The sequence below is a fragment of the Rhizobium sp. NXC14 genome (assembly GCF_002117485.1).
Lineage (GTDB): Bacteria > Pseudomonadota > Alphaproteobacteria > Rhizobiales > Rhizobiaceae > Rhizobium.
Genome location: NZ_CP021030.1, coordinates 2,911,481 through 2,926,469, shown reverse-complemented (window position 1 = coordinate 2,926,469; position 14,989 = coordinate 2,911,481). Strand labels below are relative to the sequence as shown.

18 protein-coding genes are annotated in these 14,989 nt (G+C 62.1%); 8 read left to right on the top strand and 10 right to left on the bottom strand.

What is annotated here, in order from left to right; genetic code table 11:
• Positions 1–302: 302 nt before the first annotated feature.
• Positions 303–2,093 carry an acetolactate synthase 3 large subunit gene (locus NXC14_RS14495; RefSeq protein ID WP_085778733.1) on the top strand — a complete coding sequence of 597 codons (1,791 nt, stop codon included), beginning with the start codon at positions 303–305 and terminating at the stop codon, positions 2,091–2,093.
• Between the two features lie 23 nt (positions 2,094–2,116).
• A complete protein-coding gene (ilvN, locus tag NXC14_RS14490) occupies positions 2,117–2,689 on the top strand; it encodes an acetolactate synthase small subunit (protein WP_011426035.1) in 573 nt (190 codons plus the stop codon).
• A 197-nt stretch (positions 2,690–2,886) separates the two neighbouring features.
• On the opposite strand, the gene NXC14_RS14485 is transcribed toward ilvN, so the two are convergent.
• A complete protein-coding gene (locus tag NXC14_RS14485; protein WP_085778732.1) occupies positions 2,887–3,735 on the bottom strand; it encodes an aldo/keto reductase in 849 nt (282 codons plus the stop codon).
• 152 nt (positions 3,736–3,887) lie between these two features.
• Here NXC14_RS14485 and NXC14_RS14480 point away from each other — a divergent pair, with 152 nt between their 5' ends.
• The gene (locus NXC14_RS14480; protein ID WP_085778731.1) at positions 3,888–4,481 is read left to right on the top strand and encodes a LysE family translocator; all 594 of its coding nucleotides are present in this window, start codon (positions 3,888–3,890) and stop codon (positions 4,479–4,481) included.
• Here the strand turns inward: NXC14_RS14480 and NXC14_RS14475 are convergent.
• Positions 4,473–4,949, bottom strand: a complete 477-nt coding sequence (locus NXC14_RS14475) for a DUF2269 domain-containing protein (RefSeq protein WP_085778730.1) — start codon at positions 4,947–4,949, stop codon at positions 4,473–4,475. The genes NXC14_RS14480 and NXC14_RS14475 overlap by 9 nt on opposite strands.
• Positions 4,949–6,220 carry an SDR family oxidoreductase gene (locus tag NXC14_RS14470; RefSeq protein WP_085778729.1) on the bottom strand — a complete coding sequence of 424 codons (1,272 nt, stop codon included), beginning with the start codon at positions 6,218–6,220 and terminating at the stop codon, positions 4,949–4,951. The genes NXC14_RS14475 and NXC14_RS14470 overlap by 1 nt, the downstream gene beginning before the upstream one ends.
• Before the next feature lie 186 nt (positions 6,221–6,406).
• Between NXC14_RS14470 and nthA the strand changes: the two genes are divergently transcribed.
• The 3 genes from nthA to NXC14_RS14455 are packed head-to-tail and all read left to right on the top strand — an operon-like array spanning position 6,407 to position 8,086.
• Positions 6,407–7,072 carry a nitrile hydratase subunit alpha gene (gene nthA / locus NXC14_RS14465; protein ID WP_085778728.1) on the top strand — a complete coding sequence of 222 codons (666 nt, stop codon included), beginning with the start codon at positions 6,407–6,409 and terminating at the stop codon, positions 7,070–7,072.
• Positions 7,069–7,728 carry a nitrile hydratase subunit beta gene (gene nthB / locus NXC14_RS14460; protein ID WP_085778727.1) on the top strand — a complete coding sequence of 220 codons (660 nt, stop codon included), beginning with the start codon at positions 7,069–7,071 and terminating at the stop codon, positions 7,726–7,728. The genes nthA and nthB overlap by 4 nt, the downstream gene beginning before the upstream one ends.
• Complete coding sequence (locus NXC14_RS14455; protein WP_085778726.1) at positions 7,715–8,086, top strand: nitrile hydratase accessory protein; 372 nt, start codon at positions 7,715–7,717, stop codon at positions 8,084–8,086. Before nthB ends, NXC14_RS14455 begins: the two co-directional genes overlap by 14 nt.
• Positions 8,087–8,089: 3 nt before the next feature.
• Here NXC14_RS14455 and NXC14_RS14450 read toward each other — a convergent pair whose 3' ends face one another.
• The 3 genes from NXC14_RS14450 to NXC14_RS14440 are packed head-to-tail and all read right to left on the bottom strand — an operon-like array spanning position 8,090 to position 9,781.
• Positions 8,090–8,872, bottom strand: a complete 783-nt coding sequence (locus tag NXC14_RS14450; protein ID WP_085778725.1) for an anti-sigma factor — start codon at positions 8,870–8,872, stop codon at positions 8,090–8,092.
• A complete protein-coding gene (locus tag NXC14_RS14445) occupies positions 8,869–9,384 on the bottom strand; it encodes an RNA polymerase sigma factor (RefSeq protein WP_085778724.1) in 516 nt (171 codons plus the stop codon). Before NXC14_RS14445 ends, NXC14_RS14450 begins: the two co-directional genes overlap by 4 nt.
• Positions 9,385–9,400: 16 nt before the next feature.
• Entirely contained in the window at positions 9,401–9,781 is a 381-nt protein-coding gene (locus NXC14_RS14440; RefSeq protein WP_085778723.1) for a hypothetical protein, read from the bottom strand.
• A gap of 270 nt (positions 9,782–10,051) precedes the next feature.
• Here NXC14_RS14440 and NXC14_RS14435 point away from each other — a divergent pair, with 270 nt between their 5' ends.
• A complete protein-coding gene (locus tag NXC14_RS14435; RefSeq protein ID WP_085778722.1) occupies positions 10,052–10,540 on the top strand; it encodes an Rrf2 family transcriptional regulator in 489 nt (162 codons plus the stop codon).
• Here the strand turns inward: NXC14_RS14435 and NXC14_RS14430 are convergent, their stop codons facing one another.
• From NXC14_RS14430 to NXC14_RS14415, 4 genes are all read right to left on the bottom strand, one after another.
• Positions 10,541–12,022, bottom strand: coding sequence for a cyclic nucleotide-binding domain-containing protein (locus NXC14_RS14430; RefSeq protein ID WP_085778721.1), 1,482 nt, complete (start codon positions 12,020–12,022; stop codon positions 10,541–10,543).
• A 96-nt stretch (positions 12,023–12,118) separates the two neighbouring features.
• Entirely contained in the window at positions 12,119–12,535 is a 417-nt protein-coding gene (locus NXC14_RS14425) for a cupin domain-containing protein (RefSeq protein ID WP_085778720.1), read from the bottom strand.
• Between the two features lie 62 nt (positions 12,536–12,597).
• Positions 12,598–13,356: an SDR family oxidoreductase gene (locus NXC14_RS14420; RefSeq protein ID WP_085778719.1), complete on the bottom strand. Its 759-nt coding sequence runs from the start codon at positions 13,354–13,356 to the stop codon at positions 12,598–12,600.
• A 67-nt stretch (positions 13,357–13,423) separates the two neighbouring features.
• The gene (locus NXC14_RS14415) at positions 13,424–13,903 is read right to left on the bottom strand and encodes a carboxymuconolactone decarboxylase family protein (protein ID WP_085778718.1); all 480 of its coding nucleotides are present in this window, start codon (positions 13,901–13,903) and stop codon (positions 13,424–13,426) included.
• A 131-nt stretch (positions 13,904–14,034) separates the two neighbouring features.
• On the opposite strand from NXC14_RS14415, the gene NXC14_RS14410 reads away from it, so the two are divergent.
• Positions 14,035–14,961, top strand: coding sequence for a LysR family transcriptional regulator (locus NXC14_RS14410; RefSeq protein ID WP_085778717.1), 927 nt, complete (start codon positions 14,035–14,037; stop codon positions 14,959–14,961).
• Positions 14,962–14,989: the final 28 nt, after the last annotated feature.

The window sequence follows — 14,989 nt, the reverse complement described above, 5'->3', positions numbered from 1 at the left end:
TTAAAGGATAAAGTCGATCCTTTAACAAATCCTTCATCCTATCGATTTTGGGAGGCGGGGGCCCAGGGCAGTTTTTTGTTGCGGCATGCGTTGACGCTGCGAAATTTTCTGTCTATCACTGCCGGCCATGAAAATCGCAACGGCTCTTATCGTGGTGGGAAAGCGCATGGGCAGGATGGTGTAACCATCCGGCGACAGCCACCCATGCGCTAGATGACAGGCTCCTCCGGGGCCTTTTTTTGTGCCCGAAATCGGGCTCCCGGCCACAAACGCAAATCCAGCATCAAACGGAACAGACACAGATGAGCACGGACAATCAGGCGGCAGGCAATCGGATGACGGGAGCGGAGATCGTTCTCAAGGCGCTGAAGGATAACGGCGTCGAACATATCTTCGGCTATCCCGGCGGCGCGGTTCTGCCGATCTATGACGAGATCTTCCAGCAGGACGAGATCAAGCACATTCTCGTTCGCCACGAGCAGGGGGCCGGCCATGCGGCCGAAGGCTACGCCCGCTCCACAGGCAAGGTCGGCGTCATGCTGGTGACCTCTGGTCCTGGCGCCACCAATGCGGTCACGCCGCTGCAGGATGCGCTGATGGATTCAATCCCGCTCGTCTGCCTGACCGGCCAGGTTCCGACCCCATTGATCGGCTCCGACGCCTTCCAGGAATGCGACACGGTCGGCATCACCCGGCCCTGCACCAAGCACAACTGGCTGGTCAAGGACGTCAACCAGCTCGCCGCCATCATTCATGAGGCCTTCCGCATCGCCCAGTCCGGCCGTCCAGGCCCCGTCGTCGTCGATATTCCGAAGGACGTGCAGTTTGCGACCGGCACATACACGCCGCCCGCCGATTACGCGATCCAGAAGAGCTACCAGCCGAAGATCCAGGGCGACCTCAACCAGATCCATGCGGCGATTGAGATGATGGCGAATGCGCGCCGTCCGATCATCTATTCCGGCGGTGGCGTCGTCAATTCCGGCCCCGAGGCCTCCAAGCTGCTGCGCGAGCTGGTCGAGCTCACCGATTTCCCTATCACTTCGACGCTGATGGGCCTCGGCGCCTATCCGGCTTCGGGCAAGAACTGGCTGAAGATGCTCGGCATGCACGGCTCCTACGAAGCAAACATGGCGATGCATGATTGCGACGTCATGGTCTGCATCGGCGCCCGCTTCGACGACCGCATCACCGGCCGTCTTAACGCCTTCTCGCCGAATTCGAAGAAGATCCATATCGATATCGATCCGTCCTCGATCAACAAGAACGTCCGCGTTGACATCGGCATCCGCGGAGATGTCGGCCATGTCCTCGAAGACATGGTCCGCCTGTGGCGGGCGCTGCCGAAGAGGCCGGAGAAGGGCCGCCTCGAGGATTGGTGGAGCGATATCGCCCGCTGGCGGGCGCGCAATTCCTTTGCTTTTACCAAGAGCAACGATGTGATCATGCCGCAATATGCGCTGGAGCGGCTCTATGCGCATACCAAGGACCGCGACACCTACATCACGACCGAAGTCGGCCAGCACCAGATGTGGGCGGCGCAGTTCTTCGGCTTCGAACAGCCGAACCGCTGGATGACCTCAGGAGGCCTCGGCACGATGGGCTACGGCCTGCCGGCGGCCCTCGGCGTGCAGATCGCCCATCCCGAAAGCCTCGTCATCGATATCGCCGGCGATGCCTCGATCCAGATGTGCATTCAGGAAATGTCGACGGCGATCCAGTACGACGCGCCGATCAAGATCTTCATCATGAACAACCAGTATATGGGCATGGTGCGACAGTGGCAGCAACTGCTGCACGGCAACCGCCTGTCGCACTCCTATACGGAAGCGATGCCCGATTTCGTCAAGCTTGCGGAAGCCTATGGCGCGGTCGGACTGCGCTGCGAAAAGCCGGACGAGCTCGACGACGCCATTATCGAGATGATCGAGGTCAAGAAGCCGGTCATCTTCGATTGCCGCGTCGCCAATCTCGCCAACTGCTTCCCGATGATCCCCTCGGGCAAGGCGCATAACGAGATGCTGCTGCCCGACGAAGCCACCGACGAAGCCGTCGCCAACGCGATCGACGCCAAGGGCCGTCAGCTCGTATAACGATAAGGTAGGAACCCAGGACCATGAACGCACATCTTCAGCCCACGGGCTCTGCCTATTTCATCTCTCCGGAAACGACCGCAGTCGAGAGCCATACACTTTCGGTTCTCGTCGACAACGAGCCCGGCGTCCTTGCCCGCGTCATCGGCCTGTTCTCCGGCCGTGGCTACAATATCGAGAGCTTGACGGTCTCCGAGACCGAGCACCAGGCGCATCTGTCCCGCATCACCATCGTGACGCGCGGCACGCCTCATGTGCTGGAGCAGATCAAGGCGCAGCTCGAACGCATCGTCCCTGTTCACCGCGTTGTCGATCTGACGGTGCGGGCCCGCGAACTCGGCCAGGACCGGCCGATCGAGCGGGAAGTTGCGTTGGTCAAGGTGATCGGCGAGGGCGAAACACGCGCCGAGACGCTACGGCTTGCCGATGCCTTCCACGCCAAGGTGGTGGACGCGACGATCGATCACTTCATTCTGGAGATAACGGGCAAATCCTCCAAGATCGACCAGTTCATCGCGATCATGAAGCCGCTCGGCCTGATTGAAGTCTGCCGTACGGGCATTGCGGCGATGAACCGTGGTGCGCAGGGGATGTGACCCTGCTAGCTCTGTTAGGTTTGTGCTGATAGCTGCCCCTCACCCTAACCCTCTCCCCGTAAACGCGGCGAGGGGACGCTCCAAACGAGAGCATGATGGGGACCGGAGAGGTTGCGACGTGTCCTTTCTCCCAGCTGACGGGGAGAAAGGTGGCGGCAGTCGGACGACGGGCTTTTCGGTCGGACAGCTACCGGAAATCACAGCATCTCCAGCGGCTTTTTCCCGGCCGGCGGCGGGAAGGCAGCGTCGAGCGCTTCCCAATCGTCGTCGGTGATATCAAGCGAGACACAGTCGCGGTTTTCGCGAACACGTTCGGCATTCGAGGTCTTGGGGATGGCGATGACGCCGTCGCGTTTCAGCAGGAAGGCGAGCGCCAGTTGGGCGGGTGTCGCCTGGTAGGCCTTGGCGATGTGGATCAGTTCCGGATGATGGAGGATATGGCCCTGCTCGATCGGCGAATAGGCCATTACGGGAATGCCGCGGCTTCGGCACCAGGGCAGGAGGTCGAATTCAATGCCGCGGCGAGAGAGATTGTAGAGCACCTGGTTGGCGGCGACATTGACGCCATCCGGCACGCCAAGTAGTTCCTCCATGTCATCAGTGTCGAAGTTGGAGACGCCCCAGGCGCCGATCTTGCCTGACGCCTTTAACATTTCGAAGGCGGCGACAGTCTCGGCGAGCGGATAGTTGCCGCGCCAATGCAGGAGATAGAGATCGATGCGGTCCGTGCCGAGGCGTTCGAGGCTGTGTTCGCAAGCCTCGATCGTGCCTTTCAGGCTGGCATTCCAAGGATAGACCTTGCTGACGATGAAGACCTCGTCGCGCCGTCCCCTGACCGCCTGGCCGACGATTTCCTCGGCGCCACCGTCGCCATACATTTCGGCGGTATCGATCAGCGTCATGCCGAGATCGATACCGACTCTGAGGCTTTCGATCTCGGCCTTGGCATGGCCGGCATCCTCGCCCATGGCCCAGGTTCCCTGGCCGAGCACCGGCACTTCCGCGCCGTTCGGGATTGTGATCGATGAGATAGGGTCGTCCTGCATGGTCTTGATCCTGGTCAGGAGATTGGGCTGCGCCGCTATCTTTCAAGTAATCCTGTCACCATGACAATGATGTATTGGTGTCGGCGATTTAGGACAGTTATGCTGACCTAAATAAAAGCTGGCTGCTGGAAAAGCCGGCTTCGGGAGGTTTCATGCCGCTGGATACGTTTCTCGCTCTCGTTCTCTTCGCCTTTACGACGTCGATCACGCCGGGGCCGAACAATATGATGCTTTTCGCTTCGGGCGTGAATTTCGGCTTCCGCAGGACTGTCCCGCATATGTTCGGCATCGGCGCCGGCTTCTTCTCGCTACTCATTGCCGTTGGTCTCGGGCTCGGTGCGCTGCTGCACACGATACCGATGCTCTATACCGTGCTGAAATTCGCCGGCGGCGCCTATCTCCTCTGGATCGCCTGGAAAATCGCTTCGTCGCGTTCGCTCAGCGAAGGCAAGAGCGGTGCGGCGCCAATGTCCTTTGTCTCGGCGGCGGCTTTCCAGTGGATCAATCCGAAAGCCTGGGTGATGGCGGTCACCGCAATGGCGACCTATACGAATCCGGAGCTTTATCTCGTCAGCGTGTTGATCGTCGGCCTGGCTTTCGCGGTGGTGAACGTGCCGAGCGTCTCAAGCTGGGCAGGCTTCGGCTCGGCGCTCAGGGAATGGCTTTCCGATCCGGTGCGGCTGAAGTGGTTCAATATCAGCATGGCCGTGCTTCTGGTGGCGAGCCTCTGGCCGATGCTAAAATAGAGCGATCGACGGTTTGGTCAGCATCAGCCAGAAAATGCCGAGGACGGCGGAGAAGGCCGGAAAGCCGAAGGCGAACCAGATGCGGTAGAGGCTGTTATAGCTGGGCGGCAGAGCGCCTCCCGAGCGTGCCGCGGCGCGGGCGAGGTCGCGCAGTTGGAGCTGGATCCAGACGACCGGCAGCCAGAACAGGCCGGTGACGACATAGAGCAGCAGTGACAGCGCAATCCAGCCCTCCGAAAGATTCCAGCCGATCGACCGCGCCAGCAGATAGCCGGTGACCGGCTGGAGAATGGCGGCGGTCGCCGTGAAGACGGTGTCGGCGATGACGACTGTTGCGGCGACATGGGCGATCAGGATGGGATCACGCGTGCGGTGCGCCATCACCATGAAAAAGGCGATGCCGGCGCCGGTGCCGAAGAGAACGGTCGCGCCGATGACATGGGCAAGCAGGAGCCATTCTTGGAGCATCAGCGTTCATCCAGGGTGGCAAGGGCCGTGAGCGTCAGCAGGATCGACGGCAGTACCTTGACAAGCGGGCCGAGCGGATCGAGCCAGAGCGCCGGTTCGAGAAGTGTGCCGCCGGTGAGATAGGCCAACGAGACGGCCAGCATGCCGAGGAGGGCGCGTTTGGCGAGCGGGCGGATTAGGACGGCGGCGCCGAGCGCGATATCGATGAGACAGGTGACAAGCGTCAGCATCGCCGCTGCCGCCTCGGGCATGAAGGGCAGGAAATGCGCGGATGCCTTCTCCAGCACCAGCGGCGGGATCAGGCCGGAGAGCAGCCAAAAGGCCGACAGGCCCGAAATGACGAGCGGCTTCAGCAGATAGAGCCGGGCGAACCAGAGATCCTGCACGCCGGAAGGATTGGCTGAAAGCGTTGCCGCGGCTGATGTCGCGGCAAGGCCGCTCTCCGCCTTCGCGCTTTTAATGCCTTCCGACATGACGGTCATTGCCGTCGAGCGCAGCGGCGACCGCCAGCCGAGCACGCCCGCGACATCGGCGAGCCATGTCACGGGCTGCGCCAGCCGCGGAGCAAGCGAAAAGACGCGGGCGGGCGGCAGGCCCAGCCATTGCCGGTGAAGGCGCACGAGATCGGCGAGCGTCAGCACCTCGTCGGCGGCAAGAACGATATCCCCGCGCAGATCGCCTGAAACCGCCCGCGACACGGCTTCCGCCACGTCGTCCACCGACAGGGTTTCGACCCCGCTTTCGGCGTGGATGAGCGGCAGCGCCAAGGGGAAGGCGGCAAGCGCCCGGATGAGCGACGAGCCGCCATGGGCATTGCGGCCGAGAACGAGGGCAGGGCGTAGGATGAGGTGGGGCATGCCGCTTGCCGCCAGCGCCTCATCGGCCCGCCGCTTGGTGGCGAGGAAAGGCAGATCGCCGGCCGCGCCCGCCGTCCTTGCCGATATCTGCACCATCAAAGGCTGAGAGCGTTTCGCAGCGGAATAGAGCGCCAGCATCGCATCTCCCTGTGTGGCTGCCAAATCATCCGACAGGCCGTCCTGCAGCGCGCCGGCGCAATTGACGACGGCATGCTGGTCCTTCAGGAGATCCTCCCAGTCCTCGGCCTTCGTCATGCGGGACAGATCGGCCCGCCGCCAGTTTATCGCAGGCTGCTTCAAACGCGCACGCTCAGGATTGCGGCCGAGCCCGGTCACGGCATGCCCATCGGCCGCGAGCCGGGCCGCGACGACGGAGCCTATGAAGCCGGTTGCGCCGAGAATCAGGATGTTCATGGCTGGAGATTAGCGGAAAAGTTTAAGGGGGATAGGAGGGGTTGGCGGGTGCGTGGGGTGTGATAGAAAAGGGGATGTTTGCGCTGCTTTCCACGGGCGATACTTTGAGAAGGGCGGGGCCTTGCAATGATTCCCCTTCTCCCCAGCGGGGAGAAGATCCTATCTGTCGTTTGGGAGAACATCGCATTGCACGACCATGATCACGACGACCATCACAACTACGACCATCACCACGACAACCGCTACTCCGACATGCAGGCGCGCGTCAAAGCGCTGGAGACGCTGCTGACGGAGAAGGGGTTGATCGATCCGGGGGCAATCGATGCGATCGTCGAGACTTATGAGAGGAAGGTGGGGCCGCGCAACGGTGCGCGTGTCGTCGCGAAAGCATGGAGCAACCCCGAATTCGCGGACTGGCTGAAACGCGATGCGACGGCGGCGATTGCGAGCCTTGGGTTTACCGGCCGGCAGGGCGAGCATATGCGCGCCGTCTTCAATACGCCCGACACCCATAACCTGATCGTCTGCACGCTCTGCTCCTGTTATCCCTGGTCGGTGCTCGGCCTGCCGCCGGTCTGGTACAAGGCTCCGGCCTATCGCTCGCGCGCCGTCATCGATCCGCGCGGCGTACTGGCCGAATTTGGGCTGGTGCTGCCTGCGGAGAAAAAGGTCCGCGTCTGGGATTCGACGGCGGAGTTGCGTTATCTCGTAATCCCCGAGCGGCCGGCGGGCACGGAAGGGTTGGATGAGACCTCATTGGCCGATCTCGTCAGCCGCGATGCGATGATCGGGACGGCGATCGCGGGCAGCTCGAAAATTTCAGCTGCCGGCAGTCCGGAGGCTCTGCCATGAACGGACCCCACGATCTCGGCGGGCAGATGGGTTTCGGGCCTATCGCCCCTGAAAAGGATGAGCCCTCTTTCCATGCCGACTGGGAGAAGCGGGCTCTCGGCATCACGCTTTCCTGCGGCGCTTTCGGCGCCTGGACGATCGATGAGAGCCGGCATGCCCGCGAAAACATTCCGCCGGCCGATTATCTTGCCGCCAGCTATTACGAGATTTGGATCCGCGGCGTCGAAACGCTGCTCGAACGGCACGGTTTTGCGACGCGCGAGGAGTTGCTGTCTGGGCGCAAGCTGCAGGAGGGCGCGACGCCGAAACGGGTGCTGAAGGCCGAGATGGTACAGGCGGTTCTCGCGAAAGGCGGGCCATGCGATCGTCCTTTCGAGGCCGCGCCGATATTTGCGATCGGCGAGACGGTGCGGACGAGGAATTTCAATCCGGCCACCCATACGCGCTTGCCGCGTTATGCCAGGGCCAAGACCGGCATCGTCGAAGCGGTGCAGGGTTCCTTCGTCTTTCCCGATGACAATGCGCATGGCAAGGGCGAGAACCCGCAATGGCTCTATACCGTCATCTTTGATGGCACGGAGCTCTGGGGTGAGGGTGCTGACCCGTCGCTGACGGTCTCGATCGATGCATGGGAGAGCTATCTTGAGCGTGTGTGAAATACCCTCTAAGCTCTCGCAACCGCCGGGTTTACCGAAGTCGCCGGAGGGTGATCCTGTTTTCCCTGAACCTTGGGCGGCTGAAGCCTTCGCCATAACCGTGCATCTGCTTGAGAAGGGGCTGTTTTCCTGGGCCGAGTGGGCCGAAACCCTCTCGCGGGAATTGCATCAGCCAGGCCGAGCCGAGGACGGCAGCGATTATTTCGACAGCTGGGTGGCGGCGCTCTCGGACCTGCTGGTCAGTCGCGGCGTCGCGGATGCATCCCTACTCCTCGACCTGCAGAAGAGCTGGCAGCGGGCGGCCGAAGCGACGCCGCATGGCAAGCCGATAGAGCTTGCCAACGATCCGCTGCGCTAAACGTCATGACGGGAACTGCCGATAGCACTCCTCGGCCACCGCGCGCAGCGCTTCGCGCGAGATTTCGCCGGTGACGGCATAACCGAGTTCGCCGTCGATCCAGTAGAAGGTTTCGAGATTGCCCGATGAGGCGAAGCGGAAGCTCGTCGTGCGGTTTTCCCTGTTGCGGCCGACCATGACGGTCAGGCGCTCGCCGGCCTGGTTCTCGTACATGAACATCGCGCCCGGCCGGCCGTCGACCGGCAGCAGGCGGCCGCCGACCAGCTTGAAGCCGAGGGGCTGCAGGTTCGGGATCTTGAGGTTCTCGATCGCCAGGCGCTTGCCGAGCCAGGTGGCGAGATGGGCTTCCTCGTCGGCGAAGACCTCGACGGGATGACGGACCTCGGCGGCATAGACGGTAAAGGCGGTCTCGGCCTGTTTCGGGAAGGTTTCTGAGCCGGTAAGCTGCAGCTCCGGCTTTTCTAGAAGAGCCGGGTCATAATACCCGCTGACGGCGCCGAGCGCAAAAACGAGGAGGGCCGCGGCGGCGAGTGCCCAGCGCTTCCGCGTGGGTGCGACCGCGCGTGAGGGCGCAACGAGCAGAGGATCAGTGTCCCTGGCCTTCTCGTACCCGGCAAAGAGGGAACGGATGCCTGCGTTCTGCGCCTGCCATTCGGCGATCATCGCCGCTTCGTCCGGGTTGTCCGCGAGGTAGGTCTCGATGCGGGCCCGCGAGCTTTGCGGCAACTGGCCGTCGGCATAGGCGTGGAGATCGGCTTCGGTGACGATCGGGTTGGTCTCGTTCATTTCGGTCTCCGAAGCGTAATGACGTTATCGGCCTTCAGATGCTCGGCGACGCGCCGGCGGGCGCGCGACAGGCGCGACATGACGGTGCCGATCGGGATATCGAGAGCGGCGGCGACCTCGCTGTAGCTATAGCCCTCGATGACGACGAGCATCAGCACGGCGCGGTGCTCCTCCGAAAGGCTGTTCAGCGCATCGTTGAGCCGGGCGCGCTCCAGCGGATCGGCCGGCGGTTCGGGCGCTGCCATATCCTCCGCAGCATTGAGCTCGACCAGGCCGTCGCGCGCCTTGCCGCGCCGGCCGTTGCGATAGAGATTGGTCATGATGGTCAGGACCCAGCCGCGCAGGTTGAGGCCGCGCCATTGGCCGCGGCGCGCCAGGACCTTCTCGACACAGTCCTGGAGCAGGTCCTCGCCATCGGCATCCGAGCGCGTCAGGCTGCGCGAATAGCGCCTGAGCGAGGGCAGGAGGGCCAGGATCTGGCCCTCGAACGTTTCCGGTGCGGGTATCTTCACGCCGGTTCCCTTGGCGTCAAGGTTTTGCGAGGTCCCAGTTGCCGCCGACACCGTCGCCGGTGATGTCGCCGGCCTTCTTGTCCTTGACCCAGTAATAAAGCGGCATGCCGTCCTTGGCCCATTGCTTCTTACCATCCTTGCGTTCAATGATCGAATATGCACCATCGGCCTTGGCATCGGAAGCGGCCATCAGCGGCGGCCAGTTCTTGGCGCAATCGCCGTTGCAGTTGGAAACGCCCTTGGCGTCTTTCTTGAAGGTGTAGAGGGTCATGCCATTTTCGCCGGCAAGCACCTTGCCCTTGGCGGTTTCGACTTCCTTGACGGGAGGGGCTGCGAAAGCAGCTGTCGCGGCAAGCGCGGCTGCCGCCGCGACGGACAGGAATTTCACGGATGTCATGATGTCTCTCCTCAGGTTGGGCACGCAATGCTGCGATACCTGATATGAGACACGGGGCGAGGCGGTTTTATTCCCGGCTGAGCGAAAGTTTTTCGCGCGCTCAGGATGAGGCTGGAGAGAGGCCGCGGAGAGCACAATACAAGCGAGGGATGCGATCTGCTCGGCGAAGGTGGACATCTTCGTTGTCTGCCGGTCATTTACATCATGCAGCTTTGCGGATATCCTGTATCCTTAATTTGGTTCGCAGAACCAGCCATTATGAGTTGCTGAATGATCCTGAAAAGCCAGGTCGAGTGGGCGCTGCATTGCTGCGCCATTCTCGCGGGCCTGCCCGAGGGCAGGTATCTCTCCACCAAGGCGCTCGCCGAGCTTCACGGTCTGCCGAAGGAATATCTCTCCAAGGCGCTGCAGAGCCTTTCGCAGGCCTCCCTGGTCGATACCACGCTCGGCCCGAGCGGGGGCTACAGGCTTGCGAGATCCCCATCCGAGATCAACTTCCTTGATATTGTCGAGGCTGTGGAGGGAAAGGCGCGTAGCTTCACCTGCACGAATATCCGCGAGAACAATCCGTGCCGGCCGGCAGGCTATTGCGACAGTAAGCCTTGCCCGGTTGCGCGCGTCATGTGGGAAGCCGACGAGGCTTGGCGAAATACGTTGAGAGCCGTCCGGCTCTCCGATCTTGTCGGCACCTTATCCGAGGAGGTGCCGGCGGACATCTGGCAAGACACGTTCCAATGGGTGCTCCAGCGCGCCGGCTGATCATGCCCTGAAGATGGTTCTGATGGTGTTCAGGATGGCATGCGCGTTGCGGACCTGTTCCGCAGGCAGGCCAGCGCTGTCGCGGAAGCGTTCGGCGCGGCCGGCGAGGGCTTCGGCGATTTCTTCGGCCAAACCGGGTCGTCGGGTGAACAGCGGCGCGAAGGCTTCCTGGTCGATTTCATAGACCGTCGCCGGGGTCAAGGCCTCCAAGGTGCAGACTTCCTGCATGCCGGCGAGCAATCCTGTCTCGCCGAAAAAATCGCCCGGTGCGAAGCGCCCGCGCTCTTCGCCTTCGCGCCGCGCCACGATGATGCCGGCGCGCACCATAATCAGCGAGGGCAGCATTTCGCGCTCCCGCACGATCACATCGCCCTTGCGGAACTGCCGGACAGTCGTGGTTTCGGCGAGTTTCTGCTTTTCATCTGACGTCAGTGTCGCAAAGACCGGAATGGCTTCGATCAGCGCAAGCGGCGTGACGCTCGGCGGCCTGGCGTTTTCTTCGGTCGGCAGATCGGCGGTCAGCACTTGGGCCGCGGGCGGAACCGCGAGAAGCAGGCCGGCGGATTTGCAATGACGATAGACGAGATCGAGCACCTCGTTTCGCGCCGTCACACGCAGGCTGGGGCTCGTCACCCGAAACAGCAGCTCGACCTCGAGTGCGGTGGCATCCAGCCCTTTCAGCGCGACGACCGGCGCAGGCTCCCGCACAATCGAATTGCAGCTCGTGAGCGCGGCGATCATGATCTGGCGGATCGATGCCGGCATCCGGGTCGGGGCGATGCGGATGGTGAGGATCAGCAGATGGGTCTCGTCCGGACGGCTAATATTGGTCAGGCCGAGTTTCGCCAGGAAGCTGTTGGGCAGAACGACGATATTGTTGGCGCCGGTCAGAATGTGCGTCGCGCGCCAGTTGCTTTCGACGACGCGTCCTTCCGTGCCGTCGCTCAAGAGAATCCAGTCGCCGATGACATAGGGCCGGCCGAGCGTCAGCGCGATGCCGGAAAAGACGTCGGCAAGCGTGTTCTGAAGCGCCAGACCGAGAATGATGGCGACCACGCCCGATGTCGCGACGAGGGTGCCGATCGGCACGCCGAAGACGTAGGCGAGGATCGAAAGCGCGATGCCGATATAGACGATGCCGACGACGAGATCCTGGAGCAGGCGGGCCTCACGCGGGCTGCCCTCCAGCACCAGATAGAGCCTGATGAAGCCGATGACTGCCCATGCCAGATGGACCCACCAGAGCGATTTCGCCAGGATGACGAGTAGGGCTCGCGGGTCCTCGGATTGATACCCCCTGAAACGATGCGGTTCGATGCCGCTGCCGACGAGGATCAGCGTCATCACCGCAAAGAAGAGGATCTGCACCACCAGCCGCGTCGTCGGCCGCTGACTGGAGAGGAAATACCAGACAATGATGCCGGCAAAGCCGACCACGATCAGGGACATCAGCGGCCTACCGAAGAGCGCGTCGTAGATCATCTCTGTCTGTCTCCGGAAGGGGCGGCGGCACATGATTCAGCGTGTCGGCCACCCGCGAAAGCGGCCGGCTCTCCGCGGGTGGCCGTCAGCGAATACTCACTTTTTCAGCGGGAAAGTCAGTTCTTTCTGATCGGTGTCGACGACGAAGACGGCGAGCAGGCGGGCGGGCTCGGTCTCGCTGCCATTGGCGCTGACGCCATGGCGGTCGCCCGGCATTTCGGAAAAGCTCTCTCCGGCCTGATAGACCTTGACCGGGCCGTCATTGACCTGGCTGCGGATCGATCCTTCGAGCACGGTGGCGTAGATGAAGGCCGAGTCCGGATGGGTATGGCCTCCGGAGAAGCCGCCCGGGCCGTATTCGACCAGCACGCCCTTGATGCTCTTGCCCGGCACGTTCGGCAGTTCGTGCTCATAGACGAGCGTCACCTTCGCGGATTTGCTGCTGTCGTGGGCGGCGCCACCGGTCGCTGTGAGAAAGGCGAGTGCGGCGGCGAGCATTGATGTCCTGATCATGGGAATCTCCTGTGTTGCTGGGATGGAGAGGACGCGCCCAAGCGACCGCGTCCTGAGGCAAGTCAATCACTTCGACTGGCTGATTTTGCGAACCACTCTTCGAAGGTGATCGTACCGAGCCGCGGATTGTCGTCGGAGACGAGCGACTGATCGTTCAGCCTGGCGCCGAAATATCTTGCCTCTGCATCGGCTTCGACAGTCCTCGGGTCCTTCATCGCCTTTAGATAGCTGGCGACGAGATCGCTGAGGCGAGCGCGTTCGGGACCCGATATCTCGATTGTCTTGTTGGCGGGGGCGGAGAGCGCCACGTCGGCCATGGCGTCGGCAACGTCATCGGAGGCGATCGGCTGCACATAGGCCGGCGACAGGCGGACCGTCTGGCCGACGGTGCCGGACTGGGCGATGCCGTTCAGGAATTCCATGAACTGCGTCGAATGCACGATGGTATAGGGAATACCCGAGGCCCTGATCAGCTTTTCCTGAGCGAGCTTGCCGCGGAAATAGCCGCTTTCCTGCAGGCGCTCAGTGCCGACGACCGACAGCGCGACATGATGCTTGACGCCAGCGGCCTTTTCGGCGCCGAGAAGATTGCGTCCCGAGGTCTCGAAGAATTCGAGCACGGCCTTGTCCTCGAAGGAGGGTGAATTGGCAAGATCGAGCACGACCTCTGCGCCCGCAAGCGCTTCCGCCAGTCCTTCTCCGGTGATCGTGTTGACGCCTGAGTTCGGCGAGGCGGCAATCACCTCATGGCCGCGCTTGCGCAGGCGCTCGACGGTTTTCGAACCGATGAGACCGGTTCCGCCAATGACAACGATTTTCATAACGGATCTCCTTTCGCTGCCGGGGTGCGGCAGCGTCAAAATGAATCTTCTCAATGAATTGCGAGGGTTAGTTCAGGCCAGCCTTATCGAGGCCGTAGGCCTTGTCGGCCGTGCCGGGCACAGTCTTGAAGCCGACATTGACGCGGTTCCAGGCATTGATTGCCATGACCACGAAGGTCAGGTCGGAGATTTCCTTTTCGGAAAGCTGGCCGCGAACCCGCTCATAGATCTCGTCGGGAACGCCGCCCTCCGGCAGTTTCGTCAGGGCTTCGGTCCAAGCCAGCGCGGCGCGCTCGCGGGGAATGAACAGGTTCGATTCCCGCCAAATAGCGACGTGATAGATCCTGAGCTCACTCTCGCCGAGGATTTTGGCCTGCTTCACATGCATGTCGAGGCAGAAGCCGCATCCGTTGATCTGCGAAGCGCGGATCTCGACCAGGGCCTGCAGCTTCTCGTCGATCACGCTGCTGCGGAGCGCCATGCTGAATTCCATGAACTTCTTGAAGAGCTCGGGTGACTGCTGGGCGTAGTTCAATCGCTGGGTCATGTCTTTCTCCTCTAATTAAGGACATTTAATATCCTTATGGATAGAAGATATCCTTAATTGCTGGACTGTAAAGTCATTCTCGCTTAGTCTGGCGGCATAAAGCCTATGCGCAAAAGTATGAGGAGGAGGGGATGGATATCGTTTCGGCATTACGGACCTTTCAGCGCGTCGTGGAGACGGGCTCGTTTTCAGCCGCGGCGCATGATCTCAATGTGACCCAGCCCGCAGTCTCCCGGCAGGTTGCGGCACTCGAGGGCCATTTCAACACGCGCCTGCTGCATCGCACGACGAGCGGCCTGTCGCTGACGGCGGAGGGGGAGAGGATGCTGCCGATGGCGCTCCGGATTCTCGAGGCGGTGGAAGAGCTCGGCGATGCCGCCGGATCGGATGGAGCGATCGCTTCTGGCAAGGTCAGGCTCAGCGTTCCGGCACCGCTCGGCCTCTATCTCAGCGAGCGGCTGGGCGATCTTCTCGCCGCTCATCCCAAACTCTCGGTCGAACTGCTTTTCAGGGAGCAGAGCTCCGATATGATCGAGGAGCGCCTCGATCTCGAAGTGCGCCTTGGCCCGGTCGCCGACAGCAGCCTCGTCTGCCGGCGGATCGGCTGGACGACGGCCTTCCTCGTCGCGTCTCCCGCCTATCTCTCGCGCAGGGCGGCTCCACGCGCCCCGAAGGACATCAAGGATCATGAATGCCTGTGCTACGCGAGGGCAGGCGAGGCCAACACATGGTCCTTTTCGAACGGCTCGGAAGATATATCGGTCAGGATCTCGCCGCGCCTGACCGCATGCAACGCCGTCGCCATTCACAGAGCCGCCCTTGCCGGCGCGGGACTGGCGGTGCTCTCCCACATCATCGCCATGTCCGATATCGCCGCCGGCCGGTTGATCCAGGTGATGAAGGATTTCCAGCCGAGCCGGCTGCCGGTCACCGTCGTCTATCCCTCGCGACGTAACATGCCGCTGCGCGTCAAGACCGTTCTGGATTTTGTGATGGATGCGATGGGGCAGGACCCGTCCATGTGTGCAGGCGCCGCGGACCGGGCCTGGAACGGATGAGCGCCGGGATCTGCCGTCGTCGGCCATG

Excerpts from the sequence above, each read along its gene's own strand:
- NXC14_RS14495 (WP_085778733.1), top strand. The coding sequence starts at position 303 with ATGAGCACGGACAATCAGGCGGCAGGCAATCGGATGACGGGAGCGGAG.
- ilvN (WP_011426035.1), top strand. The coding sequence starts at position 2,117 with ATGAACGCACATCTTCAGCCCACGGGCTCTGCCTATTTCATCTCTCCG.
- NXC14_RS14485 (WP_085778732.1), bottom strand. The coding sequence starts at position 3,735 with ATGCAGGACGACCCTATCTCATCGATCACAATCCCGAACGGCGCGGAA.
- NXC14_RS14480 (WP_085778731.1), top strand. The coding sequence starts at position 3,888 with ATGCCGCTGGATACGTTTCTCGCTCTCGTTCTCTTCGCCTTTACGACG.
- NXC14_RS14475 (WP_085778730.1), bottom strand. The coding sequence starts at position 4,949 with ATGCTCCAAGAATGGCTCCTGCTTGCCCATGTCATCGGCGCGACCGTT.
- NXC14_RS14470 (WP_085778729.1), bottom strand. The coding sequence starts at position 6,220 with ATGAACATCCTGATTCTCGGCGCAACCGGCTTCATAGGCTCCGTCGTC.
- nthB (WP_085778727.1), top strand. The coding sequence starts at position 7,069 with ATGAACGGACCCCACGATCTCGGCGGGCAGATGGGTTTCGGGCCTATC.
- NXC14_RS14450 (WP_085778725.1), bottom strand. The coding sequence starts at position 8,872 with ATGAACGAGACCAACCCGATCGTCACCGAAGCCGATCTCCACGCCTAT.
- NXC14_RS14440 (WP_085778723.1), bottom strand. The coding sequence starts at position 9,781 with ATGACATCCGTGAAATTCCTGTCCGTCGCGGCGGCAGCCGCGCTTGCC.
- NXC14_RS14435 (WP_085778722.1), top strand. The coding sequence starts at position 10,052 with ATGATCCTGAAAAGCCAGGTCGAGTGGGCGCTGCATTGCTGCGCCATT.
- NXC14_RS14430 (WP_085778721.1), bottom strand. The coding sequence starts at position 12,022 with ATGATCTACGACGCGCTCTTCGGTAGGCCGCTGATGTCCCTGATCGTG.
- NXC14_RS14425 (WP_085778720.1), bottom strand. The coding sequence starts at position 12,535 with ATGATCAGGACATCAATGCTCGCCGCCGCACTCGCCTTTCTCACAGCG.
- NXC14_RS14420 (WP_085778719.1), bottom strand. The coding sequence starts at position 13,356 with ATGAAAATCGTTGTCATTGGCGGAACCGGTCTCATCGGTTCGAAAACC.
- NXC14_RS14415 (WP_085778718.1), bottom strand. The coding sequence starts at position 13,903 with ATGACCCAGCGATTGAACTACGCCCAGCAGTCACCCGAGCTCTTCAAG.
- NXC14_RS14410 (WP_085778717.1), top strand. The coding sequence starts at position 14,035 with ATGGATATCGTTTCGGCATTACGGACCTTTCAGCGCGTCGTGGAGACG.